This window comes from Novosphingobium sp. FW305-C-111 (assembly GCF_058783565.1).
Window position 1 is genome coordinate 1 of record NZ_JBYSYP010000008.1, and the last position, 24,032, is coordinate 24,032.

At 62.5% G+C, this 24,032-nt stretch carries 18 protein-coding genes; 12 read left to right on the forward strand and 6 right to left on the reverse strand.

All coding sequences use genetic code 11. From position 1 onward, the window contains the following. Window positions 1-154 precede the first annotated feature (154 nt). Complete coding sequence (locus AC3WLD_RS10580; RefSeq protein ID WP_492556921.1) at window positions 155-862, forward strand: IS6 family transposase; 708 nt, start codon at window positions 155-157, stop codon at window positions 860-862. A gap of 450 nt (window positions 863-1,312) precedes the next feature. On the opposite strand, the gene AC3WLD_RS10585 is transcribed toward AC3WLD_RS10580, so the two are convergent. Continuing rightward, on the reverse strand, window positions 1,313-3,706 hold the full coding sequence (locus tag AC3WLD_RS10585; protein WP_492556922.1) for a TonB-dependent receptor: 2,394 nt from the start codon (window positions 3,704-3,706) through the stop codon (window positions 1,313-1,315). Between the two features lie 97 nt (window positions 3,707-3,803). On the opposite strand from AC3WLD_RS10585, the gene AC3WLD_RS10590 reads away from it, so the two are divergent. The 5 genes from AC3WLD_RS10590 to AC3WLD_RS10610 all read left to right on the forward strand — a co-directional run bounded on the left by AC3WLD_RS10590 (window position 3,804) and on the right by AC3WLD_RS10610 (window position 9,091). Further along, window positions 3,804-4,712, forward strand: coding sequence for a FadR/GntR family transcriptional regulator (locus AC3WLD_RS10590; protein WP_492556923.1), 909 nt, complete (start codon window positions 3,804-3,806; stop codon window positions 4,710-4,712). Window positions 4,713-4,822: 110 nt separating this feature from the next. Further along, complete coding sequence (locus AC3WLD_RS10595; protein ID WP_492556924.1) at window positions 4,823-5,947, forward strand: Rv3169 family protein; 1,125 nt, start codon at window positions 4,823-4,825, stop codon at window positions 5,945-5,947. A gap of 4 nt (window positions 5,948-5,951) precedes the next feature. Next, window positions 5,952-6,989 carry a phosphotransferase family protein gene (locus AC3WLD_RS10600; protein ID WP_492556925.1) on the forward strand — a complete coding sequence of 346 codons (1,038 nt, stop codon included), beginning with the start codon at window positions 5,952-5,954 and terminating at the stop codon, window positions 6,987-6,989. Then, window positions 6,986-7,438 carry a hypothetical protein gene (locus tag AC3WLD_RS10605; protein WP_492556926.1) on the forward strand — a complete coding sequence of 151 codons (453 nt, stop codon included), beginning with the start codon at window positions 6,986-6,988 and terminating at the stop codon, window positions 7,436-7,438. The genes AC3WLD_RS10600 and AC3WLD_RS10605 overlap by 4 nt, the downstream gene beginning before the upstream one ends. A gap of 270 nt (window positions 7,439-7,708) precedes the next feature. Continuing rightward, complete coding sequence (locus tag AC3WLD_RS10610; protein ID WP_492556927.1) at window positions 7,709-9,091, forward strand: aromatic ring-hydroxylating oxygenase subunit alpha; 1,383 nt, start codon at window positions 7,709-7,711, stop codon at window positions 9,089-9,091. A 66-nt stretch (window positions 9,092-9,157) separates the two neighbouring features. Here AC3WLD_RS10610 and AC3WLD_RS10615 read toward each other — a convergent pair whose 3' ends face one another. Continuing rightward, the gene (locus tag AC3WLD_RS10615) at window positions 9,158-10,255 is read right to left on the reverse strand and encodes a helix-turn-helix transcriptional regulator (RefSeq protein WP_492556928.1); all 1,098 of its coding nucleotides are present in this window, start codon (window positions 10,253-10,255) and stop codon (window positions 9,158-9,160) included. Between the two features lie 115 nt (window positions 10,256-10,370). Between AC3WLD_RS10615 and AC3WLD_RS10620 the strand changes: the two genes are divergently transcribed. The 5 genes from AC3WLD_RS10620 to AC3WLD_RS10640 all read left to right on the forward strand — a co-directional run bounded on the left by AC3WLD_RS10620 (window position 10,371) and on the right by AC3WLD_RS10640 (window position 17,203). After that, on the forward strand, window positions 10,371-11,381 hold the full coding sequence (locus AC3WLD_RS10620) for an alcohol dehydrogenase catalytic domain-containing protein (protein WP_492556929.1): 1,011 nt from the start codon (window positions 10,371-10,373) through the stop codon (window positions 11,379-11,381). After that, entirely contained in the window at window positions 11,378-12,511 is a 1,134-nt protein-coding gene (locus tag AC3WLD_RS10625; RefSeq protein ID WP_492556930.1) for a sulfotransferase family protein, read from the forward strand. The genes AC3WLD_RS10620 and AC3WLD_RS10625 overlap by 4 nt, the downstream gene beginning before the upstream one ends. Window positions 12,512-12,524: 13 nt before the next feature. Continuing rightward, the gene (locus AC3WLD_RS10630) at window positions 12,525-13,004 is read left to right on the forward strand and encodes a VOC family protein (RefSeq protein ID WP_492556931.1); all 480 of its coding nucleotides are present in this window, start codon (window positions 12,525-12,527) and stop codon (window positions 13,002-13,004) included. Window positions 13,005-13,113: 109 nt separating this feature from the next. Further along, window positions 13,114-14,295, forward strand: coding sequence for a hypothetical protein (locus tag AC3WLD_RS10635; RefSeq protein WP_492556932.1), 1,182 nt, complete (start codon window positions 13,114-13,116; stop codon window positions 14,293-14,295). Between the two features lie 361 nt (window positions 14,296-14,656). Beyond that, a complete protein-coding gene (locus AC3WLD_RS10640) occupies window positions 14,657-17,203 on the forward strand; it encodes a TonB-dependent receptor (RefSeq protein WP_492556933.1) in 2,547 nt (848 codons plus the stop codon). Between the two features lie 99 nt (window positions 17,204-17,302). Here the strand turns inward: AC3WLD_RS10640 and AC3WLD_RS10645 are convergent, their stop codons facing one another. The 3 genes from AC3WLD_RS10645 to AC3WLD_RS10655 form a co-directional block, all read right to left on the reverse strand. Further along, window positions 17,303-18,073: an enoyl-CoA hydratase/isomerase family protein gene (locus AC3WLD_RS10645; RefSeq protein WP_492556934.1), complete on the reverse strand. Its 771-nt coding sequence runs from the start codon at window positions 18,071-18,073 to the stop codon at window positions 17,303-17,305. 83 nt (window positions 18,074-18,156) lie between these two features. Then, window positions 18,157-19,398, reverse strand: a complete 1,242-nt coding sequence (locus AC3WLD_RS10650) for an FAS1-like dehydratase domain-containing protein (protein ID WP_492556935.1) — start codon at window positions 19,396-19,398, stop codon at window positions 18,157-18,159. A 91-nt stretch (window positions 19,399-19,489) separates the two neighbouring features. Beyond that, window positions 19,490-21,148, reverse strand: coding sequence for a class I adenylate-forming enzyme family protein (locus AC3WLD_RS10655; protein ID WP_492556936.1), 1,659 nt, complete (start codon window positions 21,146-21,148; stop codon window positions 19,490-19,492). A 136-nt stretch (window positions 21,149-21,284) separates the two neighbouring features. On the opposite strand from AC3WLD_RS10655, the gene AC3WLD_RS10660 reads away from it, so the two are divergent. Further along, window positions 21,285-22,499, forward strand: a complete 1,215-nt coding sequence (locus tag AC3WLD_RS10660; RefSeq protein WP_492556937.1) for a cytochrome P450 — start codon at window positions 21,285-21,287, stop codon at window positions 22,497-22,499. 16 nt (window positions 22,500-22,515) lie between these two features. On the opposite strand, the gene AC3WLD_RS10665 is transcribed toward AC3WLD_RS10660, so the two are convergent. Continuing rightward, on the reverse strand, window positions 22,516-24,021 hold the full coding sequence (locus AC3WLD_RS10665; RefSeq protein ID WP_492556938.1) for a class I adenylate-forming enzyme family protein: 1,506 nt from the start codon (window positions 24,019-24,021) through the stop codon (window positions 22,516-22,518). Window positions 24,022-24,032: the final 11 nt, after the last annotated feature.

A 24,032-nucleotide genomic window follows, 5' to 3' on the forward strand; every position in this document is an offset into this window, starting at 1 on the left:
TGTGCCGGTGCCTCAGCACGAATATCAAACCGGCGGACTCTCGTTATGACCGCGGGACCAGCGGGGGGCAGGTCAGGACCACACGGCTGATCAGCCCGATCGGCACTGTCAAAGGAACATGGTCGACCAGTATGAGGGCTGCTAGCGGCCCGATATGAGCCAAACCGGAAACCCCTTTCGCTACTTCAAGACCTCACCCGAGATCATCCGCTTGGCGGTGCTGATGTACGTCAGGTTCCCGCTGTCGCTGCGCAACGTCGAGGACCTCCTGTTCGAGCGGGGTATCGACGTTTGTCACGAGACCGTGCGGCTGTGGTGGAACCGGTTCGGGCCGCTGTTCGCCGCGGACATCCGCCGCCAGCGAGTGAGCAGGATGCGGGGCTTCCGCCACTGGAAGTGGCACCTCGACGAAGTTTACGTGAAGATCAACGGCGAGACCCACTACCTGTGGCGGGCGGTGGACCAGGAAGGCGAGATCCTGGAATCCTACGTGACCAAGACCCGCGACAAAACCGCGGCCCTGCGGTTCATCAAGAAAGCCTTGAAACGCCACGGTCAGGTCGAAGCCATCGTCACGGACGGGCTGAAATCCTATCCTGCCGCGATGCGCGAACTGGGCAACGCGGAGCGCCAGGAGGTCGGCCGCCACGCCAACAACCGGGTCGAGAATTCACACCTGCCATTCCGGCGAAGAGAGCGGGCGATGCTGCGCTTCCGACAGATGAAGTCGCTGCAGAAGTTCGCCTCGGTTCATGCCAACGTTCACAACCACTTCAACCAGGAACGCCACCTCGTCGACCGCCAAACTTTCAAAGCTCGCCGCTCGGCCGCATTGGCTGAGTGGCAGCTCATTGCAAGCTAAGCTGCCCGCCTCAAAGACCGGGCTCCGCGAAGTGGAGACGAGTTCGCATTAGACTGACAGCTCCTTCTGGCGCGACAAGAACAGGATTAGGATGAGTGCCGAGGCAGGATAATCGCCATCTCGCGGGCTGCGCTGACCAGCCTCGCCGTTCCGCTATTGCCACTCCTTGCCCGAGGTGATCCGGCGTTTCGACTAGGTAGCAAAGCGCGCTGCTCGATTCAGCGATCGACACCGCGCTACGCGGTCGCGGTTGCGAGGCCGACCATGCCAGACCGGACGAGACGCTGGCTATTCGAAGCAATCATTCGGTTCTTCAAGGCGGTGCCGCATCACTCGGTGATCGCTCAAGTAGAGTTTGGCTATAGCGAGTACCACCGGTTGTCAGTCCGGAACGTCAAAAAAATTGGGGCAGCGTACGCTGCCCCGTAGGTGTTCCCGGGAGGGGAATGATCAGAACCTGAAGGTTGCTTCCACGCCGTAAGTGCGGGGTTCACCGTAGATCCGTGAGATGTATCCGAAGGTCTCTCCGCGAGCGATGCCGTTTGTGTAGATCTCGTCGGTGAGGTTCTTGCCGAACACCGCGAGCCCGACGCCGGACCCGGCGATGTTGGTGATTCCGATCCGGGCATTCAAAAGGTCGTACGACGGGATGAAGTTGCCAGGCAGGACATCATAGCTCGCGTAGTACCCTTGGGTGTGCGAGTAGAACACCGAAGCTTCGACATTGCTCTCCTCGCCGACCGGCATCGTGTAGGCCGCCGAAAGGGTGAACTGAGTCTTCGGCTGCGAACGGTACTTCAGGCCAACCAGATTGACCGGCACGCCGCCCGCACCGATGACGATGCCGTTCTGCTTGGTGAACTTGCCATCGAAATAGCTGAACGTACCGCCAAGGGTCAGTCCTTCAACGGGCTCGATCGAGAGATCGATGTCGCCGCCCCACAGCCGGGCCTTGCCGGTGTTCTGCGTAAGCGACTGCGGACCCGATGCATCCGTTATCACCTGAACAAGCTGGAGGTCATCGTACCAGCTGTGAAAGACGGAGGCATTCAACCGGTAGCGCATCCCGCCGAGGTCGCCGGAATGCTTGACCCCGAGCTCGACGTCGTCGACCTTCTCGGGGTTGTAGATGTTGCCCTTGCCATAGAACGCCGAGGTGACGTTGAATCCGCCCGACTTGTAGCCATGACGGTGCGCCAGGTAGACCAGCATGTCCGCGGTGGGCTTCCAGTCAAGGCTGAGGTTGTAGTTACCGGCGGAGAAACTGGCCTTGCCGGTGCGCACGCACGACGTGAGATCGACCGACAGGCGAGGGTCGGGTGTGCCCGGCGCGCCGGGGAATGCGCAGGACTGGAATGGCAGAGGTACTACCGGCGGAAGTAGCACGGTACCGGCGACGAACACCCGCCTTTGCTGGTCCAGGAGGCTCAGGTCGTCCCAGGTGTAACGGTAGCCGCCAGTAAACGAGAGCGCGTCGGTCAGCTTGTAAGTCGCCTGAGCGAACAGCGCCTTGCTTTCGAGATCGGTGTGGGTGAATTGAAGGTTGTAGAAAAACTCCGGCGTCAGGACATAGCCGGCAGAAGTCGCACCGAACCGGGTGCGTCCGGCAAAGGGATCCTGCTTCTCAGAAAGATAGAAGCCGCCGACGATTACACTGAGCCGGTTATCGAGGAACTTGCCCTGCAATTGAAGTTCGTTGGTGAACTGCTTGGTATGGCGAGCATAGCCGACCGACAGAAACTCTGGCGTGACGTTGTCGTAATCGCTGAGTCCTTCGAATTTCAGTTCCTGATACCCGGCAATGTTCTTGAGTAGCAGCGAGTCGCTGAGTTCGACCTTGGTCGTATTGGTCACGCCCAAGGCGCGAGCATACGTGAAGCCCGGCGCCGCATTGGAAACCGTGCGTTCGTCGAGCAGGAGAGCAGCCGCGAGCGCGGCCTGCCGAGAGGCCGAGAAGGGTTGTCCGCCCGTGATCGCCGGATTGGCGATGACCTGGGTGATCTTATAACCTGTACCGCCCTCGTCGATGTTGGTGTAATTGAAGACCGTCAGGTTTTCGAAACTGCTGTCTTGCGGCGCTACGAGGAACGAGGCGCGCAGGTTGCCGTAGTGCAGATCGTCGAGATCCGGACCGGCGAGGTTTTTGGTGAAACCGTCGCGACGCTCGAGATTGCCCGCGACGCGCAGTGCGAACGAAGAACCCAAAGGCACATTGACCGCGCCTTCGACATACTTGTCGTCATAATTGCCATAGCGGGCTGTGACATAACCCTCCACGCCGTCGACCGTGGGACGCTTCGAGTTCACGAGGATGGCGCCACCGTTGGTGTTCTTGCCGAAAAGTGTGCCCTGGGGACCTTTTAGGACCTGGACGGTGTCGATGTCGAAGAATGCGCGCGCGATCCCGGGGCCGTAGATCGGCACGTCGTTGAGGTACGCGACGACGCCCGGAGGCGCGTCGTCCGCCGACTGCTTTTGCCCGCGAATGTTGTAGCCGCCGGCCGCGCGGCCCTGCGATTGCGTGTTGGTGACGACGAGGCCTGGTGTCGCCTGCTGGAGATCGTAGACCGACCTGATGCCCTTCTGCTGGAGGAGGGCAGGATTGTAGGCCGTGATTGCAACCGGGACATCCTGGAGGCGCTCGCTGGTCCGGCGAGCCGTCACGATGATTGCGCCCGCATCTGTCGACTCGGCGTTTTCGGCCTGTCCTTCCTGAGCAAATGCTGCGTTGCTGCTCAGTGCTGCGGCCAATGCTAGGGCGCTGCCCGCGGCCAATTTCAACCTTGCCTTCATCATCTGTCCTTCCCTCGCAGGTGCGATCTCGGTACGCCTGGGGAGCGCCATATCATGACCCCGATTAGATCTGTCAATAATCATCTAACTACTTAACCTCATTGGTTGACTTGCGTTCAGCTCGGATCATTCGCGCGAGGAGGAAGGAATGGACACGAGGGCACCGACCCGCCGGCTGAGCGTGAGCCTTGCCGCCAGGCTGATCGACCTGATCCGCGAATCAGGGCTTAGCGAAGGGGATGAGCTGGGCACCGAGCGCGCACTGCTTGAGCGCTGCGGCGTTGCCCGGGGAACACTGCGTGAGGCCCTGCGTCAGCTCGAGTGGCAGGGCGTCATCGAAATCAGGCGCGGGGTCTCGGGTGGAATTCGAGTCTCCACGCCAGGCCGGTATGTTCCGATGTTCATGTTCAAGGTCTATTTCGAACTCGTTCGAATGGATCCGCTCGAGGTCCGTCGCGCTTTGCGTCTGGTGCAAGGCGCGATCGATATCTCGTCGGACAAAAAGCCGAATCTGGTACTGGAATTCCTACGGCGATCCGCTGACGGACAATTCATTGCCGCACTTACAGTTTCTTCCGAATCAGGCTCGCGCCCGTCCAAGCTCCACGAGCTGGTTGCCTATAGGCTGACCCTGGAGATCGAGGACCGGGCACTTCAGGCTGGGGAGTTCCTTGGCAGCGAGGCGGAGTTGATGGATCGGCTCGGCGCGGGACGTGGTGTCATGCGAGAAGCGCTCAACCTGATGCAGCTCAACGGGGTTGTCGAGGTTCGGCGGGGGCCTTCAGGCGGTGTTTACGTCGGCCATCCCACGGCCGATTTCGCGATCTATGTTGCCTGTGTCCACCTCGCGATGACCAACTCGGAAGAGGCTGCGAGGATGGCGCTTGCGGCTCTTCTTCGCGCATCCGGGCAACCTGTTCCCTGGCGAGACGCTGCACCGGGCGCAGACGAGCTCGCGGATGCCGCGAACCTTCTTTTGGCCGGACAGACAAATCAGGTGATCCGCGTTTTTGCTCGTTTGTTCGAGCGCTTCTGGAGGGAGTTTGCCTACTGTTGACCACTGCGGCAATTTTTTGGACGGAAAAAAGGATAAGGAATTGCGTCGATCTCCGCAATTAGTATACCGTTTCAGGCAAGCCGGCCGGAGCGACGGCCACGGAGGGATGCATGCTGAGCGAGTTTGACGATTATCCGTTCCATCAGGTCGGCGATCACTTCGACGTAGCGGGGTCGAGCGACCATCGCTTTTTTGACCGCTACTGGTGGGTGGCTTATGACCGGGAGAACCGCGCCCAGATCAACTCAGGGCTCGGGGTTTACAAGAACATGAATGTTCTGGACGGCTTTGGCACCATACTGCTTGGCGGATTGCAGCATAATGTCCGGACCTCGCGGCGATGGCGTCCAAATGTCGGACGAATCGGATCCGGTCCGCTTGATTACGTGATCAAGGAGGGCCTCAGGTCGTTCCGGCTGATCCTCGAGCCTAACGAGTTCGGCGTCGCATTCGATCTGAACTGGGAAGCCAGCTTGCCGGCGTTCGACGAACCGCATCACCGCCGCTCCATCAACGGGGTAGTCCATGAAGACTATCGCCGGTTCTACCAGTTTGGCGTGGTCAACGGGTGGGCGGAAGCGGCAGGACAACGCATCGAGGTGGAAAACTGGTTCGGCTTCCGCGATCGCTCGTTCGGCGTCCGACCGGGCGTGGGCGGTCCGCCTCCGCCAGTGCCAACGGCGGCGCAGAGTAGCGGTGGTGAAACCTCTGTCATCTCAGGGATGGCGTTTTCGTGCGCTGACGGCACACACGGCAGTCTGCAAATCCAGGAGGATGCGACCGGTCGGGTGGTCTATTCGGGTGGCAAGCTGGTCCGCCGAGAAGGCGAGGCATGGCGCGAGCTCGTCATCGATTCGGCCACGGTCGACGTCCCCCTTGTCGAAGGGACCCTTCGTCCCTCGGCCTTGAACTTCGACTTCATCGCAGGCGGCGAACGCTTCGAGTTGCGCGGTACGCCGCTTTCGGAAGGGTTTGTCTATCAGGGCTATGGCTATTTCAACGGCTACTGGGACCAGCGAGGGCTTGGCGCGTGGCGCGGCGACGACTTGCTCGAGGGCGAAACCTACGACGTCGCGGACCAGGCGAATGTGCGCGACCTCTCTGGCCACGTGTCCTTCCCTTCGGTCCTGCCTCACGAGTATCCGCTTGCAATCACGCTGAATGGAAACCCGGGCATGGCCGATTCAATGGTTGGGTTCACCGGGCCTCACCCGCGCTACCGCCCCCAAGGATGACCTGATGCCGCTTTATCAGCCTCTGAACGAGCCACAGATGACGGCTTATTTCCAGCAGTTGTTCCCGGATCGTGCCGAACTCAGGCTCGATACCGTAAGGCGCTCCTACCCGGGCATGTCGCGTGAGACCTGGTGGGTTACGCTGGCCTGGGAGAAGGCTGGCCAGACCCTCCGTGAAAAGTTCGTCGTCCGGCTGGATCCGCCGGGCGGGTGCCTTTCCGACAGTCCGCTCGAAGACGAAAGTGAAGTCTATCGCCTGCTTCATGGGACAGCGGTGCCGGTGCCGAGGCTGGTTGTGCACGAAAGCAGGCCGGAATGGCTTCTGGAAGGCCGCGAGTTCACCGTGCGGGAATGGACGGAGGGCGAGGTTGAGCCGGCCTGCCTGTCTGACGATAGCGATGCGGGCAAGGGGGCTCGCATCGGAATCGTGAAGGAACAGATGGACAAGCTCGCCGCGATCCATGCGCTGGACTGGCAGGCCATGGGTTTCGGGCGATTCCTGTCGGTGCCGGCGAGCGCGGCCGATTGTTCTTCCTATGACGTCGTGCGCCATCTCGAGATGCTCGACCGCCATGCGCAGGAGCCATTCCCGGGGCTTCGCGAGATCGGGCAATGGTTGCTCGACAATCCCCCGCCCGCTCCGGACAGGATTGTACTTCGCAAGGAAAACAATGGCATCGGTGAAGAAATCTGGCGAGACGGCAAGATCGTCGGCATGTGCGACTGGGAGGGGGCGAGCCTCGGCGACGCCGCTCTCGACCTTGCTGTCGCCATGGGGACAACCGCCAAATACTGGGGCGAGGCCGAGGCGTTGGACTATTACAATTCGGTCGCACCGTCGCCGGTCTCGATGGAGGCGGTGAACTGGTACCGCCGCTTCTGGGCATTCAAGGGGGCGTGCGCGCTTCATTGCGGGCTGCGCAACTTCAATAATGGGCGAGACCGCCGGGTCCAGTTGCTGACCCTCGGGATGCTTTATCCTGTGATTGTTCAGGCGAACCTCTTTGCGGTCGCCGGTTTCGCGAAGGAGTCCGAACAATGAACCCCTCGGCTCAGGAAGTGCTGCGAAGCTGTGTCCAGAACCTGGAGGAACTAGTCGCTCCCGAATTGCAGAGTCCACACGCCAAAAGCGCGATGATGTGCGTCCGGATGCTGCTCAACCACGTGATCCTCCGGCTGGATCTCGAGGGCCAGGCATTGGCGGTCGACAGCGCGGAAAAGCGCGAACTGCTCTCGGCTCTTGTGGCCGACAGATCAGTCAGCGACTGTCTCGCCGAGGAGATTGCGGCGATGCTCGGCGAGACTGAACCAGGATTTACGCCCATAGGTGAGCTCACCGCACGAAATGAAGCATGGAAGAAGCTGATCGAAAAAGTGCTTCACAATGCAGGCGATGGCGCGCTCCGATTCCGAGTGAGGTCACAGCTGGTTGCACAGGTCGCGAGGGAGAACGCGTTTTGTGCCCCTGCGCTTGACGGGCCGATGTTCTGAAGCTTCAGTCGATGCCCGGCGAAGCGGACATCGGCACTCGTCCCAGTCCGTTTGCGTCAGGATATTTTTTTGCATCAGGCGGCGCAGCCGCTTGATCCCGAAAGGCATCGTCGTGGTCGGGAGCGAGCCGCTCGTTCACCGATGCGCTGGTAGGTCAAGTCCTCGAAGATCGAGCCTTCGCTTGACACCTCGGCAAATGGAAAACAGTATCCTGATTTAGCGGATCGAACGCAGATTGGGATGTATGGGATGAGAGAGGTTCTTCATCCGGTGGCCAGACCGGATCGGATTCCGGCACCGCGGTATTACGACCCGGAATTCTTCGAACTCGAGAAGAAGCATCTGTGGCCGAAGGTGTGGCAGATGGCCTGCCGCCTCGATGAGCTGCCGCGGGTGGGGGACTATGTCCTCTATGAAAACCTCGACCAGTCGATCATCGTGATGCGGGTCGATGCGGATACGATAAAGGCCTACCACAACAGTTGTCGCCACCGCGGGGTTCAACTCGTGACCCGCAGCGGGCACAGCTCCGGCGGGTTCATCTGTCCGTTCCACGGCTGGCGCTGGAATACCCGCGGGGAAAACACCTTCGTCTATTCCCCGCATGCCTATGATGAAGGGAACCTGTGCAAGGCGGACCTCGACCTTGTCGAGGTCCGCTGCGAGGTCTGGGCGCACTGCGCGTTCATCAACCTTGATCCCGATGCCCCACCGCTTCGCGCGTCGCTTGGCCATTTTGCCGAACGGATGGAGCTCTGGCATCCAGAGGAACTGCGCGTCGAGTGGTGGAAGGCGGCGCGCATCCCCTGCAACTGGAAGCTCGCAATGGAGGCGTTCCATGAGGGCTACCATGTCGCCACCACACACCCCCAGCTCCTGCCCTTCGGCGTGACCAGCAAGCCCGGGGATGCGGACTATGTCCGGTTACCCGATGAGCTGGTGACCAAGTTCACCTGGACCACCATGGGTCCGAACAGGGTCGCCGAGGTGGACTCGCGGGTCTTTGCAGAGACCATGGTTCACTTCATGAAGGTGCTGTCCGAGGGCATGGCCGGAATGACGCACCAGAAGGAGATCGAGGTCGCCGAGACGCTCGTCGGGATCGACCTGCCGAAGGAGCCCTCTGCCGCATCGCGCGCCTGGCAGAAGGCGCTCAACAATGCGGTCGGCGATTTCTACCGCAAACAGGGCAACAACCCGCCCGACCTCAATCGGATCGATGATCTCCAAATGTCGAGCGGGGTCAACTTTGCATTCCCGCACTATTTCCTGTTGCCGACTTACGGCAGCGCCTCGTCCTACCGGATCCGTCCGCTGGGGCCTGAGGAGTGCCTGTTCGAGTTGTGGTCGCTGACCCGCTACCCCCCTGATGAAGCGCGCGAACGGCCCAAAGAGCCGGTGCCGATGCCGCATGACGACCCGAGCTGGCCGCCGATCCCGGCGCAGGACTATGCGAACCTCCCGCGCCAGCAGAAGGGGCTGCATTCGGGCTTCGAATACATGCGGCTCGCCAGCGAGGTGGAAGGGCTGATCAGCAACTACCAGCGGCTGATCGATGGCTATCTGGCAGGGGAGCCGGCCGAAAAGCTTCTTGCCGCAGTTCAGCAGGTTTCCGGGCCGATCGACGTGCCGGTGCGGGATCTGGGGTTCTAGGCACAGGCAGCGGAACAGTTGACCCCGCCACACTTGGGGTGAGTTTTTTCCAGGCAGCGCTATGTCTCAGTCGAGGTTGACTACACTTGCCTGGATCTTGCGCACCAGTTCGGTCTGCCGCGTCAGCCCCGTTCGCTCGAAGATGTGCCGAAGATAACTGCGTCCGGTCTGCTCCGATATGCCGAGCTGGCGAGATGCCTCTGTGATGGTGTTGCCTGCGGAGAGAAGGCTCGCGAGCATTGATTCGCGGTGAGACAGACCGAGCAGCGCCCGGATCCGTCGAGGCGAGGGCGCGCACTCCTTCCCGACCTCGCGAACGTAGATGATGGCCTGCGGCGCCTCTGCCCAGGCGGGGGCAAAGGAATCCGAGGTCCTGAACAGGAGCAGTTCGAGATCGGCCGCGCCATTGCCCTCGACAGCGACCAACTCCTCGGAACTGTCACCGTGCAGGACCTTGTCGAGACTCCGCCGAAGCGGCTCACGTTGCCCGTCATCGACGACCTCAAGCGTTCCGCGCGATACTCGGAGGGGGCCGCCTGCGCTGGTAAGGACCCGTGCGCTCGCGTCCATGGTCAAGACCTTGCCATTGCGTCCCAGGCGGATCAGTCCCGTCGCCCGGCCCCGCGCCAAGCGAGCATAGGCGTCGCGCTGGTCGAGAGCATGCCGCAGTTCGCCGAAAACCTGCAGAGAATGGCGGAACAACCGCGCGATGGTTTCGAGCTGTCCGCGCTCGGCCTTTCCAAACGGACGATCGCGATCGCGCGCCACCGATAACCAGGCCTGAAAGCCATTCTCCGATACGATGCGGCAAAGGACCACGCTGCCTATGTGCAAGGGCTCGAGGAAGCGCTTGATGAAGGGATGCCCGGTCCCTTCGCCGCGTTCGATGAAATCATCGAGCGTGTGGGCCTTGAACGGTGCCATTCCGTAATAGTCCATTGGATCCTCGTGAGGGGCATAAGCTTGCACCGGACTTGTGCGGTCCCGGATTTCGAGACTCCAGCTTTCCGTCATGTGGTTGGTGGCAAGCGCCTCGTTGCGGAAGATCACGTTAGCGTGGACCGCGCAAAACTGCCCGCGGAGCAGGTGCACGAATTCCTGCCAGGGAGGAGACGAAGTGACGCCGCTCGTCATCGCGGACAGCAAGGGCTCAGCTAGATCCATCACGAAAATCCATGTTGGGAAACCCGTTGCCCTCAAACGGGGGTAGCAGCAATGCTGCGCACCATATAGACGATTATCAAACGCCAAAACGGCGGAACGAGAGGATGCAGCGAAAATGCGCGCACTGGTGTTCAAGGCAGTCGGCCAGCCGCTGGCCGTGACGGACCTGCCCGATCCCGAACCTGGCGAAGGGGAAGTGATCGTGAGGGTTTCGCGCTGCGGGGTTTGCGGGACCGATCTCCATGCGACGAGCGGTCACGGCATGATGCTGCCCGCCGACAGTCAGCTCGGTCATGAATACGGCGGAGAAGTCGTCGCCTTGGGCAAGGGCGTGGAACGGCTGAAAGTGGGCGATCATGTCGCCGCGCTGCCCGTCGTCGGCTGCGGTGAGTGTGAGGGGTGCCGGACCGGCATCGACGTTCTCTGCACGCGGTGGAAGGGCTTTGGCGCCGGCCTGTCGCAATATGCCCGGGTCAGCGAGCGCGGCGCCACGCTGTTGCCGCGAACCGTGGCCATCGCGGATGCGGCCCTCGTGGAACCTCTCGCGGTCGGAGCTCGCGGGGTGCGGCTGGCCAATCCCGACAAAGATTCGCGGGTGGTGATCATCGGGCCTGGCCCGATCGGTTTGTCGGTGCTGTTCTGGCTGCGCCAGCGCGGTGTCGAGAACGTCGTCATGCTCGCCTCGAGCGGACGCCGCCGCGACCTTTCGGCGCGCATGGGCGGTGACCGGTTCGTAATCGAGGGCGATGGCGTGGCAGAGGAGATCCGTGCGATCCTCGGCGGGCCGGCGGATTTCGTGTTCGAGGCGGCCGGCGTGCCCGGGGTGTTTGCCCGTGCTGTCGATCTGGTGCGGCCGCAGGGCACGATCATCGGCCTCGGCTTTTGCATGCAGCCCGATCCGATCGTACCCGCCATGTCGCTGATGAAGGACCTCACCATCCGCTGGTCGATCATCTACACCCGCGAGGATTTCGAGGCCTGCGCTGACGCGCTCGATCGCGACGGCGATCTTGCGCGGGCCATGGTGACTGAGACCGTCGGGCTCGATGCGGCGCCGGCCGCCTTCGAAGTGCTGCGCGCAGGCAAGGGCGGGGGCGGCAAGTTGCTGATCGATCCGTGGGCATGAGCTGGGCGGAGCGGCGGGCCGAGCTGCACGAGCGCGCTTCGGCGCAATCGGGAGGGCTGACAGACTTCGGCGACGAGGCCTACCACGAAGGATTGGACGTGCTCCTGGCCGCGCTCGACGAGCGGGCACCGCAGGGCAACAAGGCTCTCGCTGCGGAGGGGCTGATCGTCTCTGGTCTCGCCGCGCGCCTCCACACGCAAGCGCAGTGGTGTGTAAACCCGTCCTACCGCGACCGTGAAATCCCCGCGCCGCTGATCGTGATCGGCGTTCCTCGCACCGGCACGACGGCGCTGCACAACCTGCTCAGCTGCGACTCCCAGTTCCAGGGTATCGAGAAGTGGCTCTGCGCGGCGCCACTCGTCCGACCAGGGCGCGACACTTGGGACGCCAACCCGCAGTACCAGGCGAGCGTTGCCGCGACCGAGCAGATGTTTGCGATCGCGCCGGACGTGATGAAGGCGCACGGAATTCGCGCCGACGAGGTCGACGAATGCCTGGTGCCGATGGCGCAGAGCTTCTGCAGCAACTGGTTTCCCTCGCAGCTTGACATACCGGGTTACGACCGCTGGCTGGTCAGCGCCGACGAGACACATTCGTTCTGCCGCTACAAGGATATCCTCCGGCTGGTCGGGCTGAACGACAATCGCACATGGCTACTGAAAAATCCCAGCCATGTCTTCGGGATCGAAGCCATGCTGGCGGTCTTTCCCGATGCGCGCGTGGTGCAGACCCATCGTCATCCGGCAGCTTCGCTGGCCTCGCTGATCAACCTGCTCGACAATGTCATGCGCGCATATACCGGCGAGGGGATCGACCGCCAACAGCGCCTCGCCCGCGAGACCGCATTCTGGGGGGAAGCCGTGCGCCGCTCAATGGCGCTCCAGGACCGCTTCCCGGGGCGGGTGGTGAACGTTCGCCAAAGGGACATCCGACGCGATCCGCTGGGGGTGGTCCGGCGTATCTATGGCGAGACGGGCCTTTCCCTCTCCGCCGACGCGGAAGCGGCAATGACGGCATGGGCCGCTCGCAACGCCGACAGCACCGAAGGCGGCCACAGCTATGCCCGGATCGAGGAGGAAGGACCGATCCTCGACGCGTTCGCCGATTACATCGTCCGATACGAACTCTGATGGAGAGATGAGCATGGCCGTGCTGTTCAAGCGCCACTTCCAGGTCGCCTATGTCGTCGACGACGCCAAAGCCGCCCTCGAGGCTCTTTCGAGCCGCTACGGGGTCCAAAAGTGGGACCTGATAGATATGGTCGCAGTCCACGGCGAAGGTTCGGCCGCGCGTTTCATTGGCAATGCGTGGGTCGGTGACACGATGATCGAGGTCATCGAGCCCGACGAGGCCGTGGAATCGATCTACCAGGGGTGGAGGAAGGACAGCGGCTTGGCCCTTCGTTTTCATCACCTCGGCTTTCTCGTGGATAGCGCGGAGGAGTTCGCTGCCGCCAAGGCGCAGCTGGCTGGGCAGGGATGCCCGATCGTGGTCGACGGCTCGTTCGGCGAGGTGCTTGACTTCGCCTATGCCGACACCACCGCGGAGCTGGGCCACTACTATGAGATTATCCGGCTCAAGGCCGAGGGAGACAGTTTCTTCGGCCGGATCCCGGTGAACTGACGTGACGCCGACCCGCCGCGAGTTTGCTGCGGGCGCGGCTTTCCTCCCGCTTCTTCTCGGCCCGCAGGCGAAATCGCTTGCCGCCAGCATTCCCCGAAAGGAACCGCCCATGACCGGACCTGCCGTACCGATGGAGTGGCCGCGCTTCATCGAGCTCATCCGGGGCATCGACAGCACGCTCGAATACGTGATCGATCCCAAGGACGCCTGGCTCAAGCAGGAGGCGATCCAGCAGATGGCGATGAGCCTCGCGCAGGGCTATACGGCGATCTTCCATTCGGATCCGCAGCATCCGATGTTCTATTCCTTCCTCAATCCGATCCTCAAGTCGGCGGCGCCCAATCCCGACTACATGTACCGCTCGAGCTTCATCGAGGGTCACGGTACCTATCGCATCTCCGGCCGCAGGGGGACGACGCTGTTTGTCCATTTCGGCATCGGTTCAGGATACATCGGGGTAGACGACGTGCCCGGGCCCACGGTCGGCAATATCGATCTGGACGAGGTTTCTCACGGACCCAACGGCGAGTTTTCGTTCATCATCGGCCCTAAGCGACCGGACGGCTACGAGGGCGATTTCTTCGAGCTCGATCCCCGCGCCCGCACCATCGGCGTGCGCGAAGCGAGCTACGACTGGCTGAACGAGGTCGACAGCACCATGGCGATCGAACGGCTCGACGGGCCGGCAACGTACCGCCGCTGGCCAGCCGAGGAGATCGCGTACCGCATGGAGCGCCTGGCCGGCTTCCCCGAACGCTATGCCAAGCTGTTCGTCCACTTCGTCCAGACGCTGAGCCAGCATCCCGTAAACACCGTGGTGATGAACGACTGGTCGGCCATCGGCGGGCTCAAGGACCAAGCCTACTTCGAAGGACTGTTCGAGTTTTCAGATGGCGAATGCCTGCTGGTCGAAACGGATGTGCCGGAGACCGTGCGGTACTGGCAGGTCCTGCTCGCCGACCAGCTGTTCAACACGATCGAGTGGGAGAAGTGCCAGTCGAGCCTCAACGGGCACCAGGCGATAGTGGATGGCGACGGGAAGTTCCGCGCGGTGATCTGCAACGTCGATCCGGGTGTGCCCAACTGGCTCGACACGGCCGGGCGATTCAAGGGGGTAATCCAGGGGCGGTGGTATCAGTCGAGTTCCGCACCGAAGCCCTCGGTCAGCCGGCTGAAGCTGTCGGACCTTCGGGGCCACCTGCCGTCCGACACGCCCGTCATCGACGACGCGACCCGAAAGGAACGGCTGCTCGAACGCTTCCGCGGGGCGCAGTTCCGCCGAAAGTGGTGACCGCCGACGGAATTGTGCCCTGAGAATTGCGGGCGATACCCGACCTTGCCGCCTGAACGCCGACGACGACAACCCAAGCGGCTCCAATGTCCGCCAAGGCATCGAAAATGCGTTATCATACAAATAGTTCGAGGGCCTTCCTGACACAGTTCGACCGTTGGTCATAATCGTATATAGAATATTGACGAGTAGCATCTTTCTGCTAGTTTGCGTCGTGTCGAGGCCGATAAAAAGCGGTCCGATCCGGGAAGGGTGCCTGCTGGATCCCTTGAAGGTGGTCCGTATGGCTGCGCTTCCTGATCGATGTGAATGAAAGCCAAGGGGCGCGTCATGCGTCTCGTGACATCTTTGGGAGGTTGAAATGAGGAACTGGAAGGCTTCGCTGGCTGTGGCGACCGCGATGTGCGGGGCATGGTCCATGCCGGTGCTTGCGCAGGACGCCGCGCAGGACGATCAGGCTAATGCCCCGGCTTCAGCCGACATCATCGTGACCGCGCGGCGTTCCGAAGAGCGGCTTCAGGACGTTCCGGTCGCGGTATCGGTGATCACCCCGGCCAAGATCGAGGCCAAGGGCACCTTCAACCCGGTGGACCTCGTCCAGAGCACGCCGGGGCTCAACGTCACCGCGTCGGTGTCCGACCGCAACAATCTGACCTACACCATCCGCGGTCAGGGTTTCTCCTTCGGCACCGTGTTCCCGGCAGTCATCACGTACTTCAACGAAGTACCGATTGCCCGGCTGACACAAGGCCAGTTCTTCGATGTGCAGAACGTCCAGGTCCTGCGCGGTCCGCAGGGCGTGACCTTCGGTCGCGTGACCGATGGCGGCAACGTCATGGTGACCGCGCAGACCCCGAAGGATGAGTTCGGCGGATACTTCACCGGCAAGCTCGGCGACTATGGCCTGCGCACCTTCAACGGCGCAGTCAACGTGCCATTGATCGAGGACAAGGTCCTGGTCCGCGCCGCGTTCGAAACCTCGCGCCGCGACGGCTTCACCAAGAACCTCGCCAACGGCCAGGATCTCGACGACGTGGCTTACGAGGGCTATCGCTTCGGCCTGACCCTGCGACCGGTGGACGGGCTCGAAAACACGACGATCGTGTCCTACCAGAACACCCACGACAACGGCACCTCGGTGGTCTTTGCGGGCCTGAATAACGCTGCGCTCGGGGCCAACATCGGCGGCGTCGCCGCCCTGTTTCCGGGTTCCTACGGAATCGACGCCAACGGTTCGGTCCGGGCTTTCCAGCCCGGCGATACGCCTTTTACCGCAGCCAACTATCTCGCATCCCAGAACGCGCAGCTTGCCGCCCAGCAGGCTCGCGGTCCGCGGGCAGTTTCGCTGGTCGATCCGCTCTATAGCGAACGCAAAAACCTCTACGTCGTCAACAAGACGACCGCAGACCTCACGGACTCGATCACGCTTACCAACATCTTCGGCTACGTTCGCGAGCGCGAAGATGAATCCTCGAACTTCGGCGCGGCAAACGGCGCGGCAGTCCTTACCTGCCACTCGGCCTGCGGCGGTTTGCTGTTCACCAACCAGGAGCAGCTGAGCGAGGAACTGCGCCTCTCCGGCAAGGCGTTCGACAACCGGCTGACCTGGGCACTCGGCGGCTATATGGACGAACAGCGTCCGGCCGGACCCAGCGAAAACGCGACGATCAACGTCGCCATTCTCCAGCGTGTCGGCGTCAACTACCTCAAGACAAAGTCGCGCGCTGTCTACGGCTCGTTCGAATATGCGGTGACCGACAACTTCAAGATCAACGGCGGGCTGCGCTATACCCACGACACCGTGCTTTCCCGGCAGGCAACCTACTTGAGCCCGATCCCCGGCGGTCAAGCGGGCCTCAAGAACTTCCTCGTTGCTGTCGGAACACCCGCCCCGTTTGCGGATGTGATTGTCGCCAGCACATTTGCGCCGATCCCGCATGGGCAGTGCACGGACTACGGTTACGGCTCGGTGAACCTCGGGCCGCCGGCTGGCGTGATCGCACTTAACAACCTCTTCGGCGCGGTCAGCTGCAAGGTCACACCGGGCTCGTTCAACTCGACTACCTGGCAGGCCGGTGCGTCCTACAAGACGGACGGCGGCCAGCTGTTCTATGCCAAGGTCAGCAAGGGTTATCGTCCGGGCGGCGTGAACGGAACAACCCCTCCGGGGCTTGATCCGGCCTACCAACCTGAAACGGACGTCTCGATCGAGGCAGGTATCAAGGCCGACTTCAACTTCAACGGAGTGTTCCTGCGTACCAACCTCGCCGCCTATACCGACCGTTACAAGGACATCCAGAAGAACGTCGTCCTGCCCGGAGCCGTCCCGGTCTCTCAGGTCCAGAACGTCGACGACGCGCGGATCAAGGGTATCGAGGCGGAAGTTACCTTGATCCCGGTGGAAGGCCTGACGCTGGGTGGCACCTTCGCGTACACCGACGCGAAGTTCGACAAGCTGATCCCGAATCCGGCCAAGAATCCATGCGACCCGGCGGCGACCAACATCGAAGGATTCTGCTCTGACAACCGATTCAACTCGGTGCCCAAGACGCAGTACACGCTTTCGCTGGACTACACCCTGCCGCTATCTGAAGACATTGGGCAGGTCAGCTTCGGCGCGCTGCTCTACCACCAGTCGAGCGTGGCGCTGACCGACACCAGCAAGCTTAATCCGCTGGCTATCGAAAAGCCGTATACGACGCTGGACCTCAACGCCGGGTGGAAGAACGTGATGGGCCAGCCGGTCGATCTCGCGGTGTTCGTCACCAACGTGACCAACAAGCTGTACCGCATAGGCAACAACGACCTGACCCAGCGGTCGTCGCTCGGCACCCGCGGCAACATCTACGCCGCGCCGCGGATGTGGGGCGTCAGCCTCAAGTACCGCTTTGGCTCCGACGCGAACTGAGTGCTCTTGCCCGGCGGCCGAGGTCGCCGGGCGTGACAAAAGAAAAGGGGCCGGGAAGCGCGCTGCTTCCCGGCCCCTTTTTGATAGAAAGGGGCGGGCCTAAGCCTTGGCCGCTGCGTCCTCACGGGCCTTCTTGGCGGCGCGCAGCATCTCGATGAAGGCGTCGGTCTCGTTCTGGAGATAGGCGTTGACGTTGCGCTCGAGTGCGTTCTCGCGGAACAGCTTGCGGGTGAGGCGCATCTGCAGGGCGGGGGCGGCCGCGAGCTTCTCGGCCACGGTGATCGCTTCGTCGAGCACCGTCGCGTCAGGAACGACGCGGGTGATCAGGCCGATGTCCCTGGCCTCCCTAGCCGTGAGCTTCTGCGAAGTCAGCACGAGGTCGAGCGCTCTGCCATATCCGACGAGGCGCGGGAGCAGCGCGGTGCAGCCCAGTTCCGGCATCAGGCCGAGCGAGATGAACGGAAAGCTCCAGATCGAGCTTTCCCCGCCAATGCGGATATCGACCGGCAGGAGCTGCGTGATGCCAAGGCCCATCGCGGTCCCGTGAACCGCGGCCACTACCGGCTTCGAGCGTTCGAGCAGGTGGATCCAGCTCTTGTCCTGCATCATGCAGATCTGCGCGATGTTGAGCTTGCGACCCGTCTCGGGGTCGATTTCGGGCGCGCCCTTGAAGTCGGTGCCGGAGCAAAAAATCGCGCCTTCATGAGTGAGCACGATCGCGCCCACCGCATCGTCGGCATTGGCCCGTTCGATCGCGTGCTCAGCCTCGCGATAAAGTTCCGGGCTCCACGCGTTGCGACGTTCCTGGCGGTCGTAGCTGACGATCGCGACGCGGCCGCGGGTTTCGTAATGGATGTACTGGTATTCCATCGGACAATCCGTTCAAGGCAACGCCGCCGCTCCCCGAAGGGAACGGCGGCGCTGGGTGCTTCAAACTTTCGCGCGAAACGGCGTCAGCGCAGCCGCTCCACTTCGTAGGCATACATCTCGTCGATGTCTTCCTTGGCCGGCTTCGGCAGTTCGACCCCCTTGTCGCGGGTCGGCAGGAGGATCACCGCGCTGCCCGGCGAGACCACCGTGCCGTGCTGGTTCTCGACCCAGATGTCTAGATGGACCTCGTTGCGGCCCTCGACCTGTTCCTTCCGGCGGACCTTGCCTTTGATCCAGTAGGTGTCGCCGGTGTAGACGAACTTGCGGTGCTGGCAGCTCATCTTCCACAGCCAGCCATCGTCGCCCATCCAGTTTGTGCAGATGTTGGTGAGGAAGGTCTCGCGCAGGCCGCCGTAGTCGTAAGGGATGGGGATGCCGAGCTCGTTCGCCCAGGCCTTTTCCCAGTGCAGGCGCTGCACCGTGTCGGGCACGTTGAGCTCGTTGGGCGTGAACAGGCCGGGTACCTTGGCGCGGATCTTGTAGGACTGGCGGAACGCGCCCGGCGGGGTCAGCTGCATGCCCCAGCCGACGTGCCAGACGACGAGATCGCTGGTCCGCAGCGGACCGCGAACGATGGTCTGCAGGTCCTCGCCCTCGATCACGTCCTCGAAGTAGCGGGTCTCGGCGCCGCGGATTTTCTCCGCCGCATAGCAGGCGTCGATTTCGGCGAGCTGTTCCTGCGTGTAGGGCGTGGGAAGGTCGTATTCCTTCTTCTTTTCCTTGGAAGCATGGCGTTCCGCGCGGATCCAGGTGCCACGCTGGATCGCATGCAGTTCGTCGTCCTGGTTGCGGTAGATGTAGCCGTTGACCTCCGACACGGTGCGGCCGGCAAAGCCGCTCTTGTCGTTCACCTGCACGCCGATCAGCGCAAACCGCTGCTTGAGCTGGTCGCCCAGGCGGAGCGGACGCCACCACTCGAACTCCATCTGCGCCTGGTAGGACCCTAGCCCGGCGAGCGGATCGCCCTTCATCATCTTCTTGGTTTCGGCGTCGATCGGCGGAGCGTCGCTCTCGCCCATGGTGTAGAGGAAGTTCGGCGGCGCGATCAGCCCGCCCCAGCGGGTGCTCTCCCCATAGTGCTTGTCGCACCACAGCGGGTTGTCGTCACCATAGCCGTAGGCGAAGTGGCGGGTGCCGTCCCACGTCACCTCGTAGTTATGCGGCGGGGTCGGCTTGTTGACCTGGATCCCGATCTTCTTGCGGAGCTTCTCAATGCCCTCGTCGGTCAGGATGCCGTAGGTCGACTTGGGGTCGGCTTCAGCCATGGTTCTCGTCCTCTCGGATGCGTCTGGATCGTGTTTTGCCCCGTTTCCATGCCGTCGAGTCGGACTCGAATCAAGTTAATTCGTTATATGATTATCCCTCATCGAGCTGGAGCAGCGCGAGCAATTCGCCCTTCTTTATTTTCCCCGATCCGGTCATTGGCAGGGTCGCTTCATCCATGCAGACGATCCGCTTCGGCACTTTGAATGATGACAGCTTCTGCTTCAGCTCGGCAGTCACTGCCGCGGCGTCGAGAGTCCGGCCGGGCGCCATCAGGACCGCGGCGGTTAGCTCGAGTTCGTCCCCCCTCGGCACCCCCACCACTGCCGCCTTCTCAATCCCCAAGAGTCCGGTCATCGCAAGTTCCACTTCGATCGGGGCGACGTTAGCCCCGTGGATCTTGATCATCTCCCCCATGCGGCTCTCGAACTTGAGGTAGCCATCGGCATCTAGTGTACAGAGGTCGCCGGTGGCGTAGTATCCTTCTTCGTCGAACACCTCGTTGCGCTCCTTGCCGGTGAGGCCGAGCATCAGGCAATAGCCCCGAACGAGGAGTTCGCCCGTCTCGCCCGGCGGGAGAATCGCGCGAGTCTCAGGGTCGATGATACGAAGTTCGACGCCGGGCAGGGCGCGACCCTGCCAGCTTGGCCGGTCTTCCGGGAGCAGCTCGTCCCAGCGCGCCGAAGTGTGGCCGCCCAGGGTTTCTGTCATGCCGTAAGTGCGTGCGATACGTCCGGTGGGAATATGGCGCGGCGGACCGTAACGCCGTTCCACCTGGGGACTGAGGTAGCGGCCTTCGCGTGCAAACGCGGCCTTGTCCATGTTGAGCCGGACTACATCATATCCGGCTCCGCTGAGTTCGTCGGACTGGCGCAGCACATCGAACCAGCCGGAATCGCCGGCCAGCCCCATCGCGCGCTCCTCTTCGATCAGGCGCAGCACGTTGGCCGGAGAGCCGTCGCTGGTGGTGATCACGCAGGCGCCGGCCTGCAGCGCGTAGAACAGCGTAGCGACCAATCCGGCCACCCAGAACATCGCCCGCGTCGTCAGCACCCGGTCGCCGGCTCCAAAAGGGTAGAAGTCCATCGACATCTGGTAGCTGTGGCGGACGAACGGGCCATGGCCGTGGATGACCCCTTTCGGATTGGCGGTGCTGCCCGAGGTGTGGATGATGACGAGCGGATCCGCCGGCGACACCTTGTCCTCGATGGCGCGCAGCATGGCGTCGTCGATGACCTCACTGCCAGCCTGGAGTTCGGCCGCCGGACGAGACCATTCGCGCGATTCCTCGCCGGTGACCCAGATCGTTCGCAGTCTTGGCGCGACGTGGAGCCGATAGGGAGGCACGGAGCCGGCAAGGCCGGGGAGAGCCTCTTCAAGACGGACCAGATAGTCGTGGTTGAGAAACCGGTCCGCGACAACGAGATGGTCGACCTCGCCATTGGCGAGGACCCAGGATAGTTCGGGCGCCTGATACAGGGTGCTCAGTGGCACCACGACCGCGCCGATCCGGCCAATAGCCAGCATGAACAGCACGAACTCAGGGGTCGGAGGCATCATGAGGCCGATCCGCGTGCCCTTGCTGACTCCGCGTTCGAGTAGGGCGCGGGCAATGTCAGCCGATCCCTTTTCCAACTCGCGGTAGGTCAGCCGCCGCCCGTCGCGCACAATGGCTTCGCTGTCGCCGAAGCGGGCGGCAATGTGGTGAATGAGTCCATCGATGGTTGGCTTGAACTCGGGATGACGCATCATTGCTTCGCCGGATCCTCTCGGACGAACGGGAGGCCGCCCTCATTAGGTATACTGTTAGCATGCGGATGCTCAAGCATTGACGGCTGGTCAGCTGCATTTTATCGGATAAATAATATATATAACTGAGAGGCTGCCCGTGGCATCGACAATCCCCCTGCTGACGCCCAGGCCCGACCACGTACCCGAGGACCGGGTGGTGGATTTCGATTACGTGCACCCGGCAGGAATGGACGAGGTCGGGGTTTATCGCGCGATGAAGCGACTGCACGACGGTCCGGAAATCATCTGGTCGCCGCGGTACGGCGGGCATTGGCTGGTGACCCGCGCTGAAGATGTCCGGTTCGTCCAGAACAATTATGAAATCTTCAGCCACGAGGAATTCATGATCCCGCGCCAGCTGATGGCCTTCAAGCCGGTCCCGCTGGCGATCGACCCGCCCAACCACGCCCGCTACCGGGCGGTGATCAACCCCGGATTCACGCCCAAGGCGGTCGCGCGGATGCGGGAGGATGCACGCTCGCTCACGATAGAGCTTACGGAAGGGCTTCTTCCGTCAGGCCACTGCGAATTCCTGTCGCAATTTGCGCGGATCATGCCTGTCACCATGTTCCTCAAGATCGTCGACCTGCCGCTCGACCGGCGCGAAGAGTTCGTCGAATGGGGTCTCGCGATCATGTCGAGCTACGACGTCGCCGAACGCACCCAGGCGCAGGTTCGCGTCCGCGAATACCTCAAGTCCGTCCTCGACGAGCGCGAGGGCGGGGAGGGCGAGGATCTGCTCACCCGGGTTGCCAACTGGCGGCGCAGCCCGCGTTTCCAGAACGACGAGGAAACCCTGTCGATGGCGACACTGCTGTTCGTCGGCGGGCTCGACACCGTCGCCTCCGAACTGTCCTACATTGTCCATTACCTTGCCGAACACCCCCAACAGCAACAGCGGCTGCGCGAGGACAAGGCGATCATTCCCGCGGCGAGCGAGGAGTTCATCCGCCGCTTCGGGTTGTCGAACACCGGACGGATCGTCACCCGTGACTTCGAATACAAGGGCGTCCTGTTCAAGAAGGACGAGATGGTCATGGTCCCCAACAACCTGTCCGGGATCGACGAACGGCTATATCCCGACCCGTTCACCGTGGACTTCGACCGGCAGACCGGCCCGTCCGATCACAACACCTTCGGCAATGGCCCGCACAAGTGTGTCGGCGCGCCGCTCGCCCGGGCGGAGGTCCAGGTATTCCTTGAGGAATTCGTAGGACGCATGCCGCAGTTCCGGCTCGATCCGGACCGACGCAATGTCGAGCATTGCGGTTCGGTCCCAGGGTTCAGCGAGCTCTACCTGCGCTGGGACTAGGTCGTGCCGGCCGCCTTCAGGCGGCCGCCTCCGCTTCGAACAGCTTCTTCAGCTCGGGCTGGCTCGGCTTCATCGACGGCGTGCGGGGAAAGTCGTCCAGCTTGAGCAGCTTCACCGGCACCTGGTAAGCGGTCAATCGGCCACGCAGGTAATCCTTCAGTTCCAACTCGGCGACATCGGCACCGCTCTTGGTCCGGTATGCCGCCGCCGGAACCTGGCCCAGCCGGGGGTCGGGCAAGGCGACCACGCAGGCTTCGAGCACTGCGGGATGGCTTTCGATGGCCGAAACGACGTCATCGGGAATGATCTTGAATCCGCCGCGAATGATCGCGTTGTCGGCGCGCCCGAGAATCCACAGGTACTGGTCCTCGTCCATCCTTGCGAGGTCGGTGGTGCGGACCCAGTTCTTGCCGTCGCCGAGGTGCCGGGCGCGCAGTTCGAGGACGCCTTTCTCGCCATGGGGCAGGGGTTCACCGCTCTCCGGATCGACGATCCGCCCGTCGATCCCGGGCAGCATCTTGCCGACGCTGCCGCGGCGCTGCTTCCCGGTCTTGAGGAATTCCGGAAGCGTCCAGCCCGCGACTCCCCCGGCGAATTCAGTGGCGCCATAGTTCTGGAGCACCGGGATGCCGAAGTGCGCTTCGAACTGGTCGGCCAGGTCGGGATCGAGCGGTGCGGTTGACGTCCGGAACGCGACGACGCTGGACAGCGCATCCTTCGGCACGCCCGCGTCGAGAATCATCCGGAGCGCGGAAGGGGGCGCGCCGACCGATTTGGGTCTGTGGCGCTGCACCGCGTCGATGAACTCGTTCACCCGGAAGCGATCCAGCATGCACCCGCGGCGGCCGGCCGAGAACGTGACGAACAGGCTGAAGATACCGCCGATGTGGGAGAACGGAGTGTTGAGGATCGAGACCGCCTTTGACAGGCGCGGGCCATGCGACGGGTCGCGGCTCTCGAAAGCCGCGGCATCAATGATTGCCTGTTCGAAGTTCTTGGCCTTGAGCGGGATGCGCTTGGGCGTGCCGGTGGTACCGCTGGTCAGCATCTCGATCCCGACGCCTTCCGCTTCGCGGCGAAAGTCGGTGCCGGTAAGGGGGGAAGCAACGCGGACGGGCTGCTCGGGATTGCCGGTGAGTTCGATACCCAACGCCCCGACCTCTCGCACCGCGGCGGCGACTGCAGGACGCGCCCAGTCCTGGGTGAGCGCGACCACCACCGGGACTTTCAGCGTCCGGATGTCGTTCACCAGCTTGTCGTCGGGCAACATCGGGTTGAGCGTGACGATGCATCGGTCGCCAAGAATGGTCCCGATGATCAGCGCGGCGATGGCGGGCGTATTGCGGAGGATCCCGCCGATGCGGGTACCGGCGGCGATCCCGTTCTCCGCCAAAATCGCATCAACCGCATCGATGATTGCCGTCAGTTCGCCGTAAGTCGTCCACTGCCGTTCGAATTCGAGCGCGGGCGCCTGCGGGTCGAGCGTCATCACGCCGCCGACCAACTCCTTCAGGCTTGTCATATTCTCACCGC